The 15276-nt window shown below is 71.1% G+C and carries 13 protein-coding genes; 9 read left to right on the forward strand and 4 right to left on the reverse strand.

The window, feature by feature from the left end; genetic code table 11:
- Nucleotides 1-8: 8 nt before the first annotated feature.
- On the forward strand, nt 9-881 hold the full coding sequence (locus ACIBVN_RS17325; RefSeq protein ID WP_397137347.1) for a PLP-dependent aminotransferase family protein: 873 nt from the start codon (nt 9-11) through the stop codon (nt 879-881).
- 251 nt (nt 882-1132) lie between these two features.
- Nucleotides 1133-1840 carry a carbonic anhydrase gene (locus ACIBVN_RS17330; RefSeq protein ID WP_397137349.1) on the forward strand — a complete coding sequence of 236 codons (708 nt, stop codon included), beginning with the start codon at nt 1133-1135 and terminating at the stop codon, nt 1838-1840.
- Nucleotides 1841-2271: 431 nt separating this feature from the next.
- Here ACIBVN_RS17330 and ACIBVN_RS17335 read toward each other — a convergent pair whose 3' ends face one another.
- Entirely contained in the window at nt 2272-2892 is a 621-nt protein-coding gene (locus tag ACIBVN_RS17335) for a TetR/AcrR family transcriptional regulator (protein WP_397137351.1), read from the reverse strand.
- A gap of 64 nt (nt 2893-2956) precedes the next feature.
- On the opposite strand from ACIBVN_RS17335, the gene ACIBVN_RS17340 reads away from it, so the two are divergent.
- Together ACIBVN_RS17340 and ACIBVN_RS17345 are read left to right on the forward strand one after the other, a co-directional pair.
- The gene (locus ACIBVN_RS17340; RefSeq protein WP_397137353.1) at nt 2957-4102 is read left to right on the forward strand and encodes an FAD-dependent monooxygenase; all 1146 of its coding nucleotides are present in this window, start codon (nt 2957-2959) and stop codon (nt 4100-4102) included.
- Nucleotides 4103-4298: 196 nt separating this feature from the next.
- Nucleotides 4299-5591 carry a cytochrome P450 gene (locus ACIBVN_RS17345; protein WP_397137355.1) on the forward strand — a complete coding sequence of 431 codons (1293 nt, stop codon included), beginning with the start codon at nt 4299-4301 and terminating at the stop codon, nt 5589-5591.
- A gap of 112 nt (nt 5592-5703) precedes the next feature.
- On the opposite strand, the gene ACIBVN_RS17350 is transcribed toward ACIBVN_RS17345, so the two are convergent.
- A complete protein-coding gene (locus tag ACIBVN_RS17350; protein ID WP_397137357.1) occupies nt 5704-6927 on the reverse strand; it encodes an FAD-dependent monooxygenase in 1224 nt (407 codons plus the stop codon).
- A 106-nt stretch (nt 6928-7033) separates the two neighbouring features.
- Here ACIBVN_RS17350 and ACIBVN_RS17355 point away from each other — a divergent pair, with 106 nt between their 5' ends.
- Nucleotides 7034-7180 (forward strand): hypothetical protein, encoded by a 147-nt coding sequence (locus ACIBVN_RS17355; RefSeq protein ID WP_397137359.1) that lies wholly within the window; start codon nt 7034-7036, stop codon nt 7178-7180.
- Nucleotides 7181-7231: 51 nt separating this feature from the next.
- Here the strand turns inward: ACIBVN_RS17355 and ACIBVN_RS17360 are convergent, their stop codons facing one another.
- Nucleotides 7232-7762: a MauE/DoxX family redox-associated membrane protein gene (locus tag ACIBVN_RS17360; RefSeq protein ID WP_397137361.1), complete on the reverse strand. Its 531-nt coding sequence runs from the start codon at nt 7760-7762 to the stop codon at nt 7232-7234.
- Between the two features lie 212 nt (nt 7763-7974).
- Here ACIBVN_RS17360 and ACIBVN_RS17365 point away from each other — a divergent pair, with 212 nt between their 5' ends.
- Nucleotides 7975-9237: a BTAD domain-containing putative transcriptional regulator gene (locus tag ACIBVN_RS17365; RefSeq protein ID WP_397137363.1), complete on the forward strand. Its 1263-nt coding sequence runs from the start codon at nt 7975-7977 to the stop codon at nt 9235-9237.
- Complete coding sequence (locus ACIBVN_RS17370) at nt 9234-10745, forward strand: helicase HerA-like domain-containing protein (RefSeq protein WP_397137365.1); 1512 nt, start codon at nt 9234-9236, stop codon at nt 10743-10745. Before ACIBVN_RS17365 ends, ACIBVN_RS17370 begins: the two co-directional genes overlap by 4 nt.
- Before the next feature lie 31 nt (nt 10746-10776).
- On the opposite strand, the gene ACIBVN_RS17375 is transcribed toward ACIBVN_RS17370, so the two are convergent.
- On the reverse strand, nt 10777-12063 hold the full coding sequence (locus ACIBVN_RS17375) for a pentapeptide repeat-containing protein (protein WP_397137367.1): 1287 nt from the start codon (nt 12061-12063) through the stop codon (nt 10777-10779).
- A gap of 160 nt (nt 12064-12223) precedes the next feature.
- On the opposite strand from ACIBVN_RS17375, the gene ACIBVN_RS17380 reads away from it, so the two are divergent.
- Both ACIBVN_RS17380 and ACIBVN_RS17385 read left to right on the forward strand, forming a co-directional pair.
- Nucleotides 12224-14125 carry a heparinase II/III family protein gene (locus tag ACIBVN_RS17380; RefSeq protein ID WP_397137369.1) on the forward strand — a complete coding sequence of 634 codons (1902 nt, stop codon included), beginning with the start codon at nt 12224-12226 and terminating at the stop codon, nt 14123-14125.
- Nucleotides 14122-15267: a substrate-binding domain-containing protein gene (locus tag ACIBVN_RS17385; RefSeq protein ID WP_397137371.1), complete on the forward strand. Its 1146-nt coding sequence runs from the start codon at nt 14122-14124 to the stop codon at nt 15265-15267. Before ACIBVN_RS17380 ends, ACIBVN_RS17385 begins: the two co-directional genes overlap by 4 nt.
- Nucleotides 15268-15276: the final 9 nt, after the last annotated feature.

The raw sequence follows: 15276 nt of genomic DNA on the forward strand, positions 1-15276 counted from the left end.
ACCCGCGGTTGCGTGCGCTGCTCGGCGGCGACGTGCTCATCACCACCGGGGCTCAGCAAGGGATCGACGTGGCCGCACGAGCGCTGCTGCGGCCCGGTGACCGAGTGCTGGTCGGGGATCCGACGTACGGCGGCGCGCTGGGTGTCTTCCGGCGGGCGGGAGCGGTGGCGGTGCCGGTCGATCTGAGCGACAAGCGGGCGGTGGCAGATGCCATCGAACGCCGCCAGCCGGCCCTGGTGTTCGCGATGAGCGTCGACAACCCCACTGGCGCGGTGCCCGACCTGCGGCCGCTCGCCGCGCTCGCCGCTGCCGGCGAGGTGACGCTGCTCGAGGATCGCACGCTCGCATCACTGGTCTTCGATGACAGCCCGCCCGCACCACTGGCCGAGATCCACCCGTACGGCACAGTCACGGTCGGCTCGCTGTCCAAGGTGCTGTGGGGCGGGCTACGAGTGGGCTGGCTGCACGCCGCGCCGCCGTTGCTGGCGCGGCTGGCCGAGCAGAAACTGGACGCCGACCTGGCGGGCAGCGCAGTCTCCCAACGGCTGGCGGCCGAGTTGCTTGACCGCAATCCGGTCGAGCCGTGGCTGGCCGAGCTGGCGCGCCGCCGTGATCACATGTCCGCCGCGCTGGCCACCGCGCTGCCGGAGTGGAGCTGGACAACGCCAAGAGGCGGGCTGTCGCTGTGGGTGCGCCTGCCCGGAACCGACACCACACACTTCGCCGACATCGCCCGCGAGCACGGGGTGGCCGTGGCGCCGGGCACGATGTTCTCCCCTGACGGACGTCACCGCGATCGGATAAGGATCAGCTTCGCCCTGCCGCCCGCCCTCCTGGACCAGGCGGTGTCCCTGCTCGCCCGCGCTTGGTCCGCTCGCTAGGGATCTGTCTTCTGGATCACGGAGCGGGCTGCCTCAACGTTTTTCCCGCGCGCATCACCTGCCGCGGCGGTGGCCGGTCTCGCGGCGGTGACGGTCACCATGCTCGTGGCGCACGCCGCCACCCTGGCCGACGATACTGCGGCGGCGTGCGCTCAGACGATGACGACGTGCAACATCTGATGTGATGAGCGCTACACAATCTGGCGCGTCGGCACAAGCACGGCGCATACTCCTGTTTCATGTTAAATCACATGATCAACCGGCGGGCGCTCCTGCGCGCCGGCATCGTCGCCGGGGGCCTCCTGACCGGTGCGGCATCAGCGGGCACCGCCGTATTCGCCCGCACCGCTCAGCCGTCGAACGGGACCGCGCCGGACCAGCGTCCCGCCACCCCGGACCAGGCGTGGGCGACTCTGCGCGAGGGCAACCGCCGATGGGTGGTCGGCACCGCGACTCACCCGCACCAGGACGCCGCCCGGCGCAAGGAGGTGGCGCAGAAGCAGGACCCGTTCGCAGTCGTCTTCTCGTGCATCGACTCGCGGGTCTCGCCCGAGTTGGTCTTCGACGCCGGACTGGGCGACCTGTTCGTGGTACGGACCGCCGGGCAGACCATTGACCCGCTGGTGACCGGCGCCGCCGAGTACGGCCCAGCCGAGCTCGGCACCCCGCTCGTCGTCGTGCTCGGCCATCAGCGCTGCGGTGCCGTCACGGCCGCCGCGGAATCACTGCACGAGCACAAGAAGCTCCCCGGCGAGCTGAGCACAATTGCTTCCTCGCTGCGTTCGGCATACACGCGTTCGGGCGGAGACGTCGACAAGATGATCCGCATCAACACCGTTGACGTGACGAACCAGCTCAAGAAGGACAAGCTCTTCGCTCCTCGCATCGCCAAGGGCCAGCTCAAAGTCATCGGCGCGTACTACTCGATCGACACCGGCGAAGTCACCCGCCTCCTCTGACACGTATGTACGGCTGATGATCGTCGGGGGCGGTGCCGGTTCCGACTTCATGTCGACGGGTGACCTTCATCGCCCAGGCCCGAAAATGTGCAACCGCCGCGGTCGCGCCGGCGCGCGCCCGGGACGCGATCGTGGCGGGCGCGTTGTCAGCGATGGCGCAGTCGATCGGTTACCTGCTGGCCCGCCGCAGGACCGGTGGTTTTCGGGCTGCTGCACACCGTCAGTTCCGGCTGGCATGCACCAATCATTCTGATGTGCGTCGCTGCAGCCGGCCAGGTGATCGTCGCGATGATGGCCGGCAGGGGCACGGTGGCGCCAGCCGACGACCAGGCACCCAAGCGCGCCCCCTCGCCGGCACCAGATCGCGCTCGGCCCGGGCGGCTGCTACCGACGACTCAATCCTGGCGCGGGTGCATCAGCTGCAGTTCCGCTCAGATTAGGTTTGGCGTCCCCTTCCGTACCGACTCAGGATTTTCCTCCGGTACGGCACAGCCGTGCACCATGACCTGAACCACCTGCCGGACCACGTCCCTGCTGACACTCCCCGGCGGCGCGGCGACCAGGGTGAACAGCGCGCCCCCGTAGAGCGCGATCAGGGCGGGGATCTTCTCGCGCTGGATGGTGAGGCCGAGCTTGTCGTGGTGTGCGGCGGTGATCTGCGACGACGTGTCCTGCAGGCTCGCGAGCACCGAGGCGAGCACCGGACGGCGCGCGGCCTCCAGTTGAAGTTCGAAGATCGCCAGATAGCGGTCGCGCAGCGTGGTCGCCGCCGTGAGCAGCGATTCCGTCCACAGGTCGACCAGCGTCGTGGGCTGCTCGGCGGCCCGGTCAGTGGCCCGGTCGGTGTCGGCGTGATGCAGCTCGGCGATGCGCTCCGCGGCGGCCACCAGCAGAGCTTCCCTGCTGCGGAAGTAGTTGGAGGCCGTTCCCGGCGGTAGGTCCGCCTGCTTCTCCACCGCGCGGTGGGTCAATCCATGCACGCCCGAGGAGGCCAGCAGCTCGATGGCGGCATCGGTCAGGGCTCGGCGACGGGCCGGATTGGTGGGCGGCATGCGGCCATGCTACCAATAGTCGTACTAGTACGATCGTAGTGAATCGGTTCGGCGAGGAGGTCTCATGAGGATCGTGGTGGTCGGTGCCGGTCTCGGAGGAGTCGCGGCCGCGGTGGGGCTGCATCGCCTCGGCCACGAGGTGACGCTCTTCGAACGGGACGCAGAGCTCAGGGAGGCGGGCACCGGGATTGCGGTCATGCCGAACGGGCAGCGCGCGCTGGACGCGCTGGGGCTGGCCGGAGACGTTCGCGCGCACGCCATGCAGGCCGGTCGCGCGGGATTACGGGACTGGCGGGGACGGCCGCTGCTGGTCACCGACGCGGTCCAGGCGCAGCAGGAAGTCGGGACGGTGGCCGTCATCGAACGGGCGCGCCTGCATCGGGGGCTACGCGCTCCGCTCCCCGCCGAGCTGGTGCGAACCGCGACCCCGGTCGACCGCCTGGAGCCCGACTCCACCGGGGTGACGGTGATCAGCGGCGGCAGGCCCGTCGCGAGAGCGGACGCCGTGATCGCGGCCGACGGCATCGGCAGCAAGCTGCGCGCGCAGCTCTTCCCCGGCCACCCAGGGCTGCGCCGGACGGGCCGGATGGACCTGCGCGGCATGCTGCCCCGCCCTCCGGGCCTGGCAACGGACCTGCTCGCCAACCAGTTGGTGGACCGTCGCAGCGGAGCGATGTTCGGGCTGTTCCCCGTCGGCGAGGACCGCCTGTACTGGTTCACCGACTCCGTACTGAACGGCACGCCGCCCGGCGCGGACGAGGCGCGCCGGCAGATGCTGTCGCTGATGTCCGACTGGCATCCCCTCGTCACGGCGCTGATCGAGGCCACCCCGCCCGCCGACATCTACGTCGATCCGATCGCCCGCCTGGCCGAACCCCTGCCCTCGTACGCGGCCGGCAGGATCGCGCTCCTCGGCGACGCCGCGCACGCCATGCCGCCCGACCTCGGTCAGGGCGCCAGCCAGGCCTTCGAGGACGCGGCCGCGCTGACCCGCCACCTGACCGGCGCGGAGCCGGCAGACGCCGCCCAGCGGCTCCTGCGCTACGACGCCGAGCGTAGGCCCCGTGCCAACCGCATCATGCAGGCGGCGTCCCGGCAATCGCGGCTGACCTCCCAGACCGGCGCCGCCGCCTGGGTGCGTGACGCGTTGCTCCGCGCCATCCCGTCCCGGCTGGCCACCCGGCAGCTTGCCGCCCTCTGGCACGCCTAGAGGGCGGCTGATCTACAATGTAAAGGCAGTGGCTTGATGGTACGGCCCCAGCTCGCGGCGGCGCTCAGCCCGGAACCCGCTGGAGGCCCTGCGCCAGGCACGCAGCGTGAGTCGGCGCACGCCACTGGTAATGTGCGACGCCCGAGACGCCGCCTCCGCCCCCGCCGGTGGAGCACATCAGAGAGCTGGTGCTGTCATGAGCTTGCGCTATCTGCCCGACGCCGGCCGCCTTTACGGACCGCAGTATGCCAGGGACCCGCAGGCCGTCTATGCAGAGCTGCGCCGGCGGCACGGCGCTGTCGCGCCCGTGGAGATCGCCCCCGGCATCAATGCCCATCTGGTGATCGGATACGGGGCCGCCCTGGAGGTGCTCACCAACGTCGGCGGCCTCTGGAGCAAGAACCCCAGCGCCTGGCAGGCGCGGCTCCCTGACACACCGGAGGTCGCGGGCACGCTCGCCATGCTTGGCTACCGGCCCACCGCGCTGTTTTCCGACGGGGCCGAGCACGCCCGCTACCGGAAGGTGATCTCCGACTGCTTCCAGCTGGTCCAGCCGCACAAGCTGCGCCGAATGGTGACCGAGGTTTCCGACTCTCTCATCGCTCAGTTCGCCGCGAAGGGCGAGGCCGACCTGGCCACCGATTTCGCCCGGCCCATCCCGGTGCGCGTCTTCAACCTGCTCTTCGGGCGGCCGGACTCCGACAGCGTCGAATTGAGCGAGGCTCTGTCGGCCATGATGGAGGCGACCGGCGAGGCGGGCGCGCGGGGGAGCGACGCGTTCAGCCGCTACATGAATGAGCTGGTTCAGAGCAAGTACGCCCAGCGGGGCGACGACCTCACGTCCTGGATCATCGACCATCCGGCCGGTCTGCAGAACGAAGAGCTGACGCAGGCGATCGTGCTCGTGGTGGCCGCCAGCTTCGACCCCATGGCCAACCTGATCTCCAACACGATCTCGCGGATGGTCAGCGACGACCGCTACTACAGCTCGCTCACCAACGGCGCGCTCAGCACGTACGACGCCCTGATGGAAGCCCTGCGCGTCGAACCCGCCATAGCCAACTTCGGCCCGTACTTCGTGCGCCAGCCCGTGCACTTCCACGGCACCTGGATCCAGCCGGCCGAGCTGGTCCTCGTCTCCTACGCCGCGGCCAACACCGAGCCCACCAACATACCGGAGGAGCTGCGCTCCGACGGCGGCGCGTACCTGGGCTTCGGCGCCGGGCCGCACCGCTGCCCGGCCAGCGACCCGGCCGTGCTCATCGCCATGACCGCGATCGAGCGCCTGACCTCTCACCTGTGCGACCTCGAACTCACCGTGCCACGAGAGGAACTGCCCTGGCGGCCCGGCCCGTTCCACCGATCGCTGGAGCGGCTGCCGGTGCGCTTCACCCCCATCCGCCCGGATCAGCCAGGAGATTCTCCTTGGGCGGTGCACCCCTCGTCGCCCTCGACCCCGTCGGCGACCTCGGGCCCCTGGTCTTCGTAGAGCTCGGCGGGAGTTCCGGCCCCGCGCGGATCAGCAGCGGGGCTGGGCGGTGCGGCAGCACGGTGGCGGGGCAGGCGGTGATGCAGGCGACGCTCATTCGTGCTCGAGACGGTCACACGGCGGCGACGTCGAGCTCTTTGTTCTTCATGTCTGGGCCAGGCATTATCCGGCCCATGGCCGACCCGATCACCGGCGCCTGCATGAGGCGGAGCATCACGGTGCGCATGATCTGTTCCTTGCGGTCGTGAGGGGTGAAGAGCGTACGCATGACCAGTGCGTTGTTCTGCTCCGCGTGGATGAACGGCCGCATCCGGGCCTCCCACTCCCGCAGCGCGCCGGGCAGGTCTCCGGGGTGGCGCCGCAGCATGGTGCCCAGCAGTTCGCCTCCGGCGATGGCACTGGAGGCTCCCATGCCCGCGTACAAGGTCACGCACCAGGCGGCATCGCCGACAAGGACGACCCGGCCACGGTGCCAGCGCGGCATCTTGACCTGGTGCACGGAGTCGAACAGGTACTGTGGGGCCTGCTCGAACCGGGTGAACAGGTTCTCCAGCAGAGGGCCGGCGGGCTGCGGGCCGAAGGCGGCGCGGATGGACTCGATCGCCGGACGCGAGAACTCGGCGTTGACGTCGTCGGTGCGATAGGAGAACAGCAGGCTCGGGGCGTGGCGGTGGAAAGGGAAGGTCCATGCTGAGCGTCCAGGCTCGGCGAGGGTCAGGCCCTCATGCAGGCCGAAGCCCTCGATCGGCGCATCCAGCGCGGTGACGCCGATCATGTAGTTCAACGCATGCAGGTAGTCCTCGCTGCCGAAGGCCAGGTTGCGCACGGTTGAGCGCATCCCGTCGGCACCTACCACCAGGTCGAAGCGCTCGGTGACGGTGGCCCCTGAGGCGATGTCGTGCAGGGTGACCTCTGCTGCGGAGTCGTCCTGGGTGATGCGGGTGGGCACGGTGGAGTAGCGAATCTCCACATCGGCCGGTAGCGCGGAGAACAGTCCCTGTTCAATGTCGCCACGCAGCAACTGCCGGGGTCTGGTGACCAGGTTGGGGAGTTCGCCCGGAGCCACGCCGGGAGTGCGACGCCCGGTCCGGTTCACCTCGTAGACGGCGAGCTGCGGATGGGTGCGGTCGCCGATCGCCTCCAGCACGCCCAGCCGCCGCGCGGAGGCGATGCCAGTGCCGAACAGCACAATGAAGTATCCGCTTGAGCGGCGCGCAGGCGCCCGCTCAACCAGCACCGGCTCCCAGCCCACCTGCCGTAACCGCACCGCGGTGGCGATGCCCGCGATCCCGAGCCCGACTACCAGCGCACGGCCACGCCCGGCGGCGTCCTTCATGATGAATCCCTCCTGATCATATTGCGATCACCATACCGAACCGACCGACCACATTGGGTTATAACGGCCAGCCGATAAGGGCCCATAGAGGAACTCAAAAGCCCACGTGGTTCTGGGGAACGAGGTGGCCGAGCTGTTCCTGATAGCGCACAAGGGCAAGGAGGACGAGATCGCTTCGACCGCCACCGCGCTGCGCTCTCAACTGTCCGGCCGCATCTGCCACCGGGTCAACGACGCGAGACCACCACTATGACCCTCGGCGACAGAGGAGATGATGAGGCGATCAGTACCGCCATGTTCCTCCTTATCTTGACGGCCGGCCGGTCGCTGTCGTCGGGGCGAACAGGTCGATCAGGTCGTCGAGCCGGGTGACGAGGGTGGCCAGGACGACGGCGGCCACGGCGGCGACTGCGATGCCTCCTGGGTGTGCGGGATCGCCTGGCCCGAGGGCCGCCCCTGTGGCGGAGACGGCGATGAGTGCGGCGTTGCGGATGACGTGCTGCGTTCCGAGCGGGGTGGTGGAGGCTCCGAAGCATCGGCAGGAGGTGCGTACGCCTCGCCGCAGGGCGGCAGCGATGGCGACGGCGAAGGCGGTGAGCAGTGTTGCGGCGAGCCCGAAGCCGGCGAGGGTCGTGGCCGGCAGGGCGAGCAGCACCGGCACGGCGAATTCGGCGGCCAGCGCGGGGAGCGCGAGTTTGCGGCCGTGGCGGGGCAGGAGCGTCGTGGTCGTCCTGGCGAACTCCTGGTACGCCTGCCTGCCGCGTATTTTGCTGAGTGCCGAGATGGCGAAGATCAGGCCGATCAGGCAGCGGCAGGCGATGGCCAGGTAGTCCACAGGTTCTCCGCTCGGGCTGGCGGCGCCACCACTCACCGATGCGGTGGCGCCGGGTTCGTTTCGGGGATGGGGGATGGGCGTGCTGGAGCACGGGACATTCGCAAGATCGCACGCCTCCTGCGGATCGGTCAATATCGGCGATCGATCCCGGTGTGTGCTCGGCGAGCGAGTGATGATCATTCTTGCTCGGCATGGAGCATAGGGTTGCTGCCATGGAGACCGAAGGAGGCGTGCGATTCGGTGTCCTGGGGGCTGTGGGGGTGTGGTCGGCCGACGGCGAGCCGGTAGCGGTCGGGGGACCGCAGCTGCGTGCGCTGCTGGCGATGTTGCTGCTGCACGCGGGTCAGACGGTGGGCGTGCCACGGCTCGTCGAGGGCCTGTACGGCCCGCAGGCGCCGAGCGGTGCGGCGCATGCCCTGCAGTCGCAGGTGTCCCGGCTGCGTCGCCGGCTCGGGGCGGCGGGCGAGGCGGGGGATCTGCTCCAGTTCGGTCCCGCTGGATATCGGCTGCTCGTCGATCCCGATGACGTCGATGTGCACCGATTCGAGCGGCTGGCCGGCGAGGGGCGGCACGTGCTGGCCGCCGGGGATCATGGCGGTGCCGCCCGGCTCCTGGGCGAGGCTCTGGGGTTGTGGCGGGGGCCGGCGCTGGCGGACGTCATCGATGCGCCGTTCGCGGGGGAGCGGGCCGCCAGGCTGGAGGAGTCGCGGGTCGCCGTACTCGAAGACCTGGTCGAGGCGCGGTTGGCGCGCGGTGAGCACCGCGACCTGGCGGCGGAGCTGCCGGAGCTCGTGGCGGCGCATCCGCTGCGCGAACGTCTGCGCGGGCAGCTCATGCGGGCCCTGTACGGGAGTGGCCGGAAGGCCGAGGCGCTTCAGGTGTTCGAGGACGCGCGGCGGACGCTGGCGGAGGAGCTCGGTGTCGATCCCTCTCCTGAGCTCGGCGGTGTGCACATGGCGGTGCTGCGCGCCGGGCCCTCGCCCGCGGAGGCGGCGGGAGGCGGTGTTCCGGCCCAGTTCACCAGTTTCGTCGGGCGTGACGGCGATCTCGAACGCGTCCGCGCGCTGCTCGGCGGGCGACGTCTGGTCACGCTCACCGGGCCGGGCGGGGTCGGCAAGACCCGGCTGGCGGTCGAGGTCGCCGGGCGGGGGGAGGGTGAGGTCCGCTTCGTCGACCTGGCTCCGCTCGCCGACGGCGCGGCGGCGCCGCAGGTTCTGATCAACGCGCTGGGCCTGCGGGAGGCCGGGCTGGTGCCCTCGCTGTCCGGTCCGCTCGACCCCGTGGAACGGCTGATCGCGGGGCTGGCGGATCGGCGGGTGCTGCTCGTCCTGGACAACTGCGAGCACGTCGTCGCCGAGGTCGCGGTGCTCGCCCGCCGGCTGCTGGCGGCCTGCCTGGTCACTTGTGACGAATGCAGCACGCTGGGTAACACCATTGCCGAAGGTGAGGCAGCGGCACACGGGGAGATCCGATGAAGGGGTACGACGTCGAGGGACCGGCGCTGGAACTCGGGACCCTGGTACGTGAGGACGGCACCGCCGACCCCGCGGAGCAGATCCGGATCGCTCTGAGCATGCTGAACCGGCACGGACTGGTGGCCGGCGCCACCGGAACGGGCAAGACCAAGACCCTGCAGCTCATGGCGGAGCAGCTCGCGGCGCAGGGCGTTCCCGTCTTCCTCGCCGACATCAAGGGCGACCTGTCGGGGCTCGCCTCGCCCGGCACGCCCTCCGAGCGCGTCACCCGGCGCGCCGCCGAGGTGGGGCAGACCTGGCAGCCGGCGGCCTGTCCCGTGGAGTTCCTCTCCCTGGGCGGCTTGGGGGACGGCGTCCCGATCCGCGCCACCATGACCGCCTTCGGGCCGACGCTGCTCGCCAAGGTCCTCGGGCTCAACGAGACGCAGGAGTCGTCGCTCGGCTTGATCTTCTATTTCGCCGACAAGAACGGAATGCCGCTGCTGGACCTCAAGGACCTCATCGCGGTCATCCGGTATCTGACCGCCACTCCGGAGGCGCTGAGCGGGGTCGGCGGGCTGTCGGCGGCGACGGCAGGGGTCATCCTGCGTACATTGACCAATTTCGCGGCACAGGGAGCGGAGGCGTTCTTCGGTGAGCCGGAGTTCGACGTGCGCGACCTGCTCCGGGTGACGACGGACGGCCGGGGCGTGATCTCCGTCCTCGAGCTGCCCGCCGTGCAGGACCGGCCGCAGCTGTTCTCCACCTTCCTGATGTGGCTGCTCGCCGATCTCTTCCACGTGCTGCCCGAGGTGGGCGACGTCGACAAGCCGAAGCTCGTGTTCTTCTTCGACGAGGCGCATCTGCTGTTCGACGACGCGTCCAAGGCGTTCCTGCAGTCGATCGCCCAGACCGTGCGGCTGATCCGGTCGAAGGGCGTGGGCGTGTTCTTCGTCACCCAGACGCCGAAGGACGTGCCGGCCGACGTACTGGCCCAGCTCGGCGCGCGCGTGCAGCACGCACTGCGCGCCTTCACCCCCCAGGACGCCAAGGCGCTCAAGGCCACCATCTCGACCTTCCCCGAGTCCTCCTACGACCTGGAGCGGCTGCTCACCGAGGTCGGCATCGGCGAGGCGGTCGTCACGGTCCTGTCGGAGACGGGCGCGCCGACCCCGGTGGCCTGGACGCGCCTGCGGGCCCCGCAGACGCTCATGGCACCGTCGAGCCCGGAGGTGATCCAGGGCGTCATCGCCGCCTCGCCGCTTCAGCGGAAGTACGGGACAGCGGTCGACCGCCAGTCGGCCTACGAGATCCTGTCCGCGAAGCTGGCCGAGCAGCAGCACGCCGAGGCTCCCGGAGCCCCACGCGAGCCGGAGCCCAGGGAGCGGGAGGGCGAGCGGAAGCAGTCGGTGCTGGAGAGCGTGCTGGAGTCGAAGGAGTTCCGCTCCATGGCGCGCTCGGCGGCGTCCGCCCTCGGCCGGGAGATCACCAGATCCATCTTCGGCACCGCCCGCCGCGGGCGACGCTGAAGGACCAGACCGGCACCATGGACGGGGCCCCTCAGGGCCCAGGGGCCACTTCGGGGAGCTTGGTCTCGTCGTCGGTCTTGGCCGCGTCCAGGTTCGCCTGGGTCGGGTCCGCACCCGTCAGGTCCGCACCCTTGAGGTTCGTCCCCTTCAGGTCCGCCCCGCGGAGGATCGCGCCGCGCAGATCCGCTTTGCGCAGGTCCGCCCCGCTCAGGCTCGCCCCGGTCAGATTCGCGCCGCGCAGGTCCGCCCCGCGCAGGTCTGCGTTGAACAGGTCCACCCCGCTCAGGTCCGCCTTCCTCAGGTCCGCCCTCCTGAGGTCCGCCTCGAACAGGTCCACCCCGCGCAGGTCTGCGCCGTTCAGGTCCGCCTCGCTGAGGTTCGCCATGAACAGGATCGCGTACGCCAGGTCCGCGCCGTCCAGATCCGCCCTGTGCAGGTCGGCGCCGGACAGGTCGGTGGAGGCCAGGTTGGCCCCGCTCAGGTCGGCCCCACGCAGGTCTGCCCGGGTCAGGACGGCGGTGCCCAGGTTGAGGCCGCTCAGATCCGCGCCCGGCACACGGATGCGCGCCAGGTTGCAGTTGCAGACCCAGTCGTGCCCGAGCTCGGTGTTCAGCGCGTCGTAGACGCTGCCGAGCACGGTCAGGGCCCGCTGCACGTCGGTGGCCGGCTGCCCGAGCAGCCGGGCCGTCGACATCGAGTCGTGCTCGCGCACGTACGCGGCCATGACCTCGACGGTCGTCACGCGATCTCGTTGAGAATCCTGCGCCAGGCGCTGCAGCGTGTGGATCGCGTCCAGGCGGACCTCGATCTTCTCGGAACCGAGCTGCTCCACGGCTCGGGTGTAGCTGTCGATGCTCTGCGCGTCCTGCGGGGTCTCCATGGACCTGGCGTCGGTGTAGACCAGGCTGCCTGCGGCCAGCACCAACCCCAGGACGATGCCCCAGGTGCTCATCCGCTGGAGAAGCGTCCCCCGTTCGGCGGTGAGCGCGTCGAAGGATCCCTCAGGCGGGCGGGTCTCGATCTCCTCCTGCGTGAGCGTCCGAAGGCCGGCGCGGCGGCGCAGTTCGCCTGCGACCCAGCAACCGGCGCCGATCAGGAGGGCGGTGGCGGCGAGGACGGTGAGCGCCACGGGAAGGAGATCCGCTGTGGAGTACGGCGGCACCAGGTGGCGGGGAAGCCGCTCCAGGACCGGCCGCCACCAGGCGGTGCCGGGTGCGCCGGCGAGCAGGAGGAAGGTCGCGGCAGCGATGACGGCGATGACGACCACGCTGATCGACCAGATCAGGGCCCGCCACAGACGCGCTCGCCGTGATGTCACAGCAACCATTCGACCTGAGGGTGGGGGCCAAATGTAAGCCTTTCGATGGAACTGTAACTTCGGTGACTCGGCGGCGCGGCGATACTTCGATCACGAAGACTCCTCATCGACTCAACTTCGATCATTTTCGATCGGTACTATGAGTCCGGCGAGGAGGATTATGACGAACACAGCTACCGGCCCGGCGATCAAGTCGGCAGGGCCGCTGCTCACCGCCTGGGGCGCCGCGGCGTCGCCGGAAGGCCTGGCCGGCTCGTTGCTGCCGCCCGACTGGGCGCTGCCCGTGCCCGCCGCCGGGGCGGACGTCTGGCAGCGCGCCGCCGACCGCCTCGCCGCCGTCCGCGAGCAGGCGGAGGCCGAGCTGGACACGCCCTGGCCGCAACCGCTGGCCTCGAGGTACGCGCGGTTCTTCCGCGACGGCAACCGCACGGAGTACGAGAGCCAGGTGCGCGAGCGCCAGGCCCGGCTCACCCGGGCGGTGCTCATGGCCGCGGCGAGCGGGCAGGACGCGTGGCTGGACGAGGCCGCCGACGGCATCGTCCTGCTGTGCGAGCAGAGCTCGTGGTGCTGGCCCGCGCACGAGGAGACCTGCCGGCCCCGCGGGACGGTGCTGCCGGACGTGACCTCTCCCTGCCTCGACCTGGGCGCCGCCGACGTGGCCGCCCAGCTGGCCTGGGCGGATCACGTGCTGGGCGCCCGGCTGGACAAGCGCCTGCCCGGGCTGCGGGAACGGGTGCGCCACGAGGTACGCGTGCGGGTGCTCGACCCGTTCGTCCAGCGCGAGGACTGGCACTGGCTGGGCCTCGACGGCGACGTGCACAACTGGTGCCCGTGGATCTGCGGCAACGTGCTCGTCGCCGCGCTGCGCCTGACCGAGCCGGGCGACCTGCGGGCGCGCCAGGTCGCCCTGGCCGTGGCGGGCGTCGACCGCTACCTGGCGGCCCTGCCGGACGACGGTTCCGTCGATGAGGGCTACGAGTACTGGTGGAACGGGGCGTGCCGCGCGCTCGAGGCGCTCGACGTCCTGGAGCACGCCACGTCGGGGGCGCTCGACGCCGCGGTGGTCCCGGTCGTGCGCGAGACGGTGCGCTTCCCGCACCGCATGCATCTGGGCGGGCCGTGGTACCTCAACCTCGCCGACGCGCGCGCCCGCCCGCCCGCCGACCAGCCGTGGCACGTGCCGTACCGGTGGGCCGGCAGGCTCGGCGAGCACGACGCGGCACGGCATGCGGCCGCCCAGCGCCCGGCCACCGTCTCCGACGAGCTCGGGCGGGCGCTGCGGCAGCTCACCGACGCCGGCTGGCAGGAGGCCGCGGCCGACGCGCCGCCGCTGATCGCCGGGGTCTGGCTGCCCGGGACGCAGGTCGGCCTCGCCAGGACGGCCGGCGGGACGGCGCACGGCCTCGCGCTCGCGGTCAAGGGCGGGCACAACGGGGAGCACCACAACCACAACGACGTCGGCTCCGTCGTCGTCGCGGTGGACGGCGTGCCCGTGCTCGCCGACCCCGGCAGGCCGACGTACACGGCGCAGACCTTCGGCCCCGACCGCTACTCGATCTGGACGATGCAGAGCGGCTGGCACAACGTTCCCGAGGTGCGCGGCACGCCGCAGGGGCAGGGCGAGCGATACGCGGCCAGGGAGGTCGAGGTGGTGGACGGGCCTGACCGTTTCGAGGTACGGCTGGATCTGGCGGCCGCCTATCCGGTGCCAGGGCTGGCGCGATGGTGGCGCAGGGCCGTGCTCGACCGGAGTGGGGCCCGGGTGACGATAGAGGACGCCTGGAGCTTCACCGGCGACGGCGACGCGAGCGTCCTGCATCTCGTGCTGGCCGGGCAGGTCGAGCAACCGTCTCCTGGGCGGGTCGTGGTCCGGCCGCCGGACGGTGCGCGGGCCGCGGTCGTCAGCTGGGATCCTGAGGGCGCGACAGCCGCGCTGACCGTCCGTACGCTGGATGATCCCATGCTCACGCAGGTGTGGGGCGAGCGCCTGACCCGGCTGGAGCTGCGGCTGCCCGGCACGGCGCGCGGGGCGTTCGAGGTCCGCGTGGAGGTGGGGGAATGACGGTGTCAGAATCGCCGGGCCAGCTGCCGGACGAGCGCCGCGCCCAGATGGTGGAGCTGCTCCGCAGGCGCGGCGTCGTCCGCGTCCACGAGCTGGCGGCCGAGCTGGACGTCTCGGCCATCACCATCCGCCGCGACATCGCGTTGCTGTCCTCGCAGGGCATCATCCGCCGGGTCCGCGGCGGCGCCGCGCTCCACGGCCGGCCGCTCACCGAGACGCTCGCCGCCCCGGAGGCGGAGGTGCGGGAGGAGCCGCCGCCCCAGCCGGCCCCCGCGGAGCCACGGCAGGTCACGATCGGGATGGTGGTGCCGTCGCTGACCTACTACTACCCCGACGTGATCAGGGGCGTCCGCGAGGCCGCGGCGGAGTCCGGCGCGCGCATCGTGCTGCGCGGCGGCGGCTACCAGGCCGCCGACGAGCGCCGCCAGCTGTCCCGGATGCTGGAGACGGCGGGCGTGGACGGGCTGCTGGTGACGCCGACCACCACGGGCGAGGAGGGAGAGGCGCTGGTGCGCTGGCTGCAGGGCGCCGACGTGCCCGTGGTCCTCATCGAGCGGGCCGCCACCGTAGGCCCCTACCACGAGGCGATGGAGTCGGTGGTCAGCGACCACGCCTTCGGCGCGGCCATGGCCGTACGGCATCTCGCCGCGCTCGGCCACCAGCGCGTCGGGCTGATCACCACCCAGCAGAGCCCGACGGCCCCGCACGTACGGCGCGGCTGGCGGCAGGCGTGCGAGGAGCTCGCCCTCCGGCTCGACGACACCCCGGACATGAGCACGGTCGATCAGCTGCATCCCGAATGGCCGGCGACGCTCGACCGGGTGCTCGACGAGTGCGTCGCCTCGGGGACGACGGCGCTGCTCGTCCACTCGGACCCAGAGGCGATCAGCCTGGTCGAACGCTGCCAGGAACGCGGCCTCAGGGTGCCCGGCGACCTCGCCGTGGTGGCCTACGACGACGAGGTGGCCGAGCTGTGCGACCCGCCGCTGACCGCGGTCCGCCCGCCCAAGACGGCCATCGGGCAGGCGGCGTTCGCGCTGCTCGCGGCGCGCCTGGCGGACGAGGATCCGCAACGGCCCGCCCACCGCGTCGTCATCGAGCCGCGCCTGATCGTCCGGGCGTCGTCATCGGGCCGCGCCTGATCGCCGCGG

Source organism: Nonomuraea sp. NPDC049400 (genome assembly GCF_044466425.1).
Taxonomy (GTDB): Bacteria; Actinomycetota; Actinomycetes; order Streptosporangiales; family Streptosporangiaceae; genus Nonomuraea.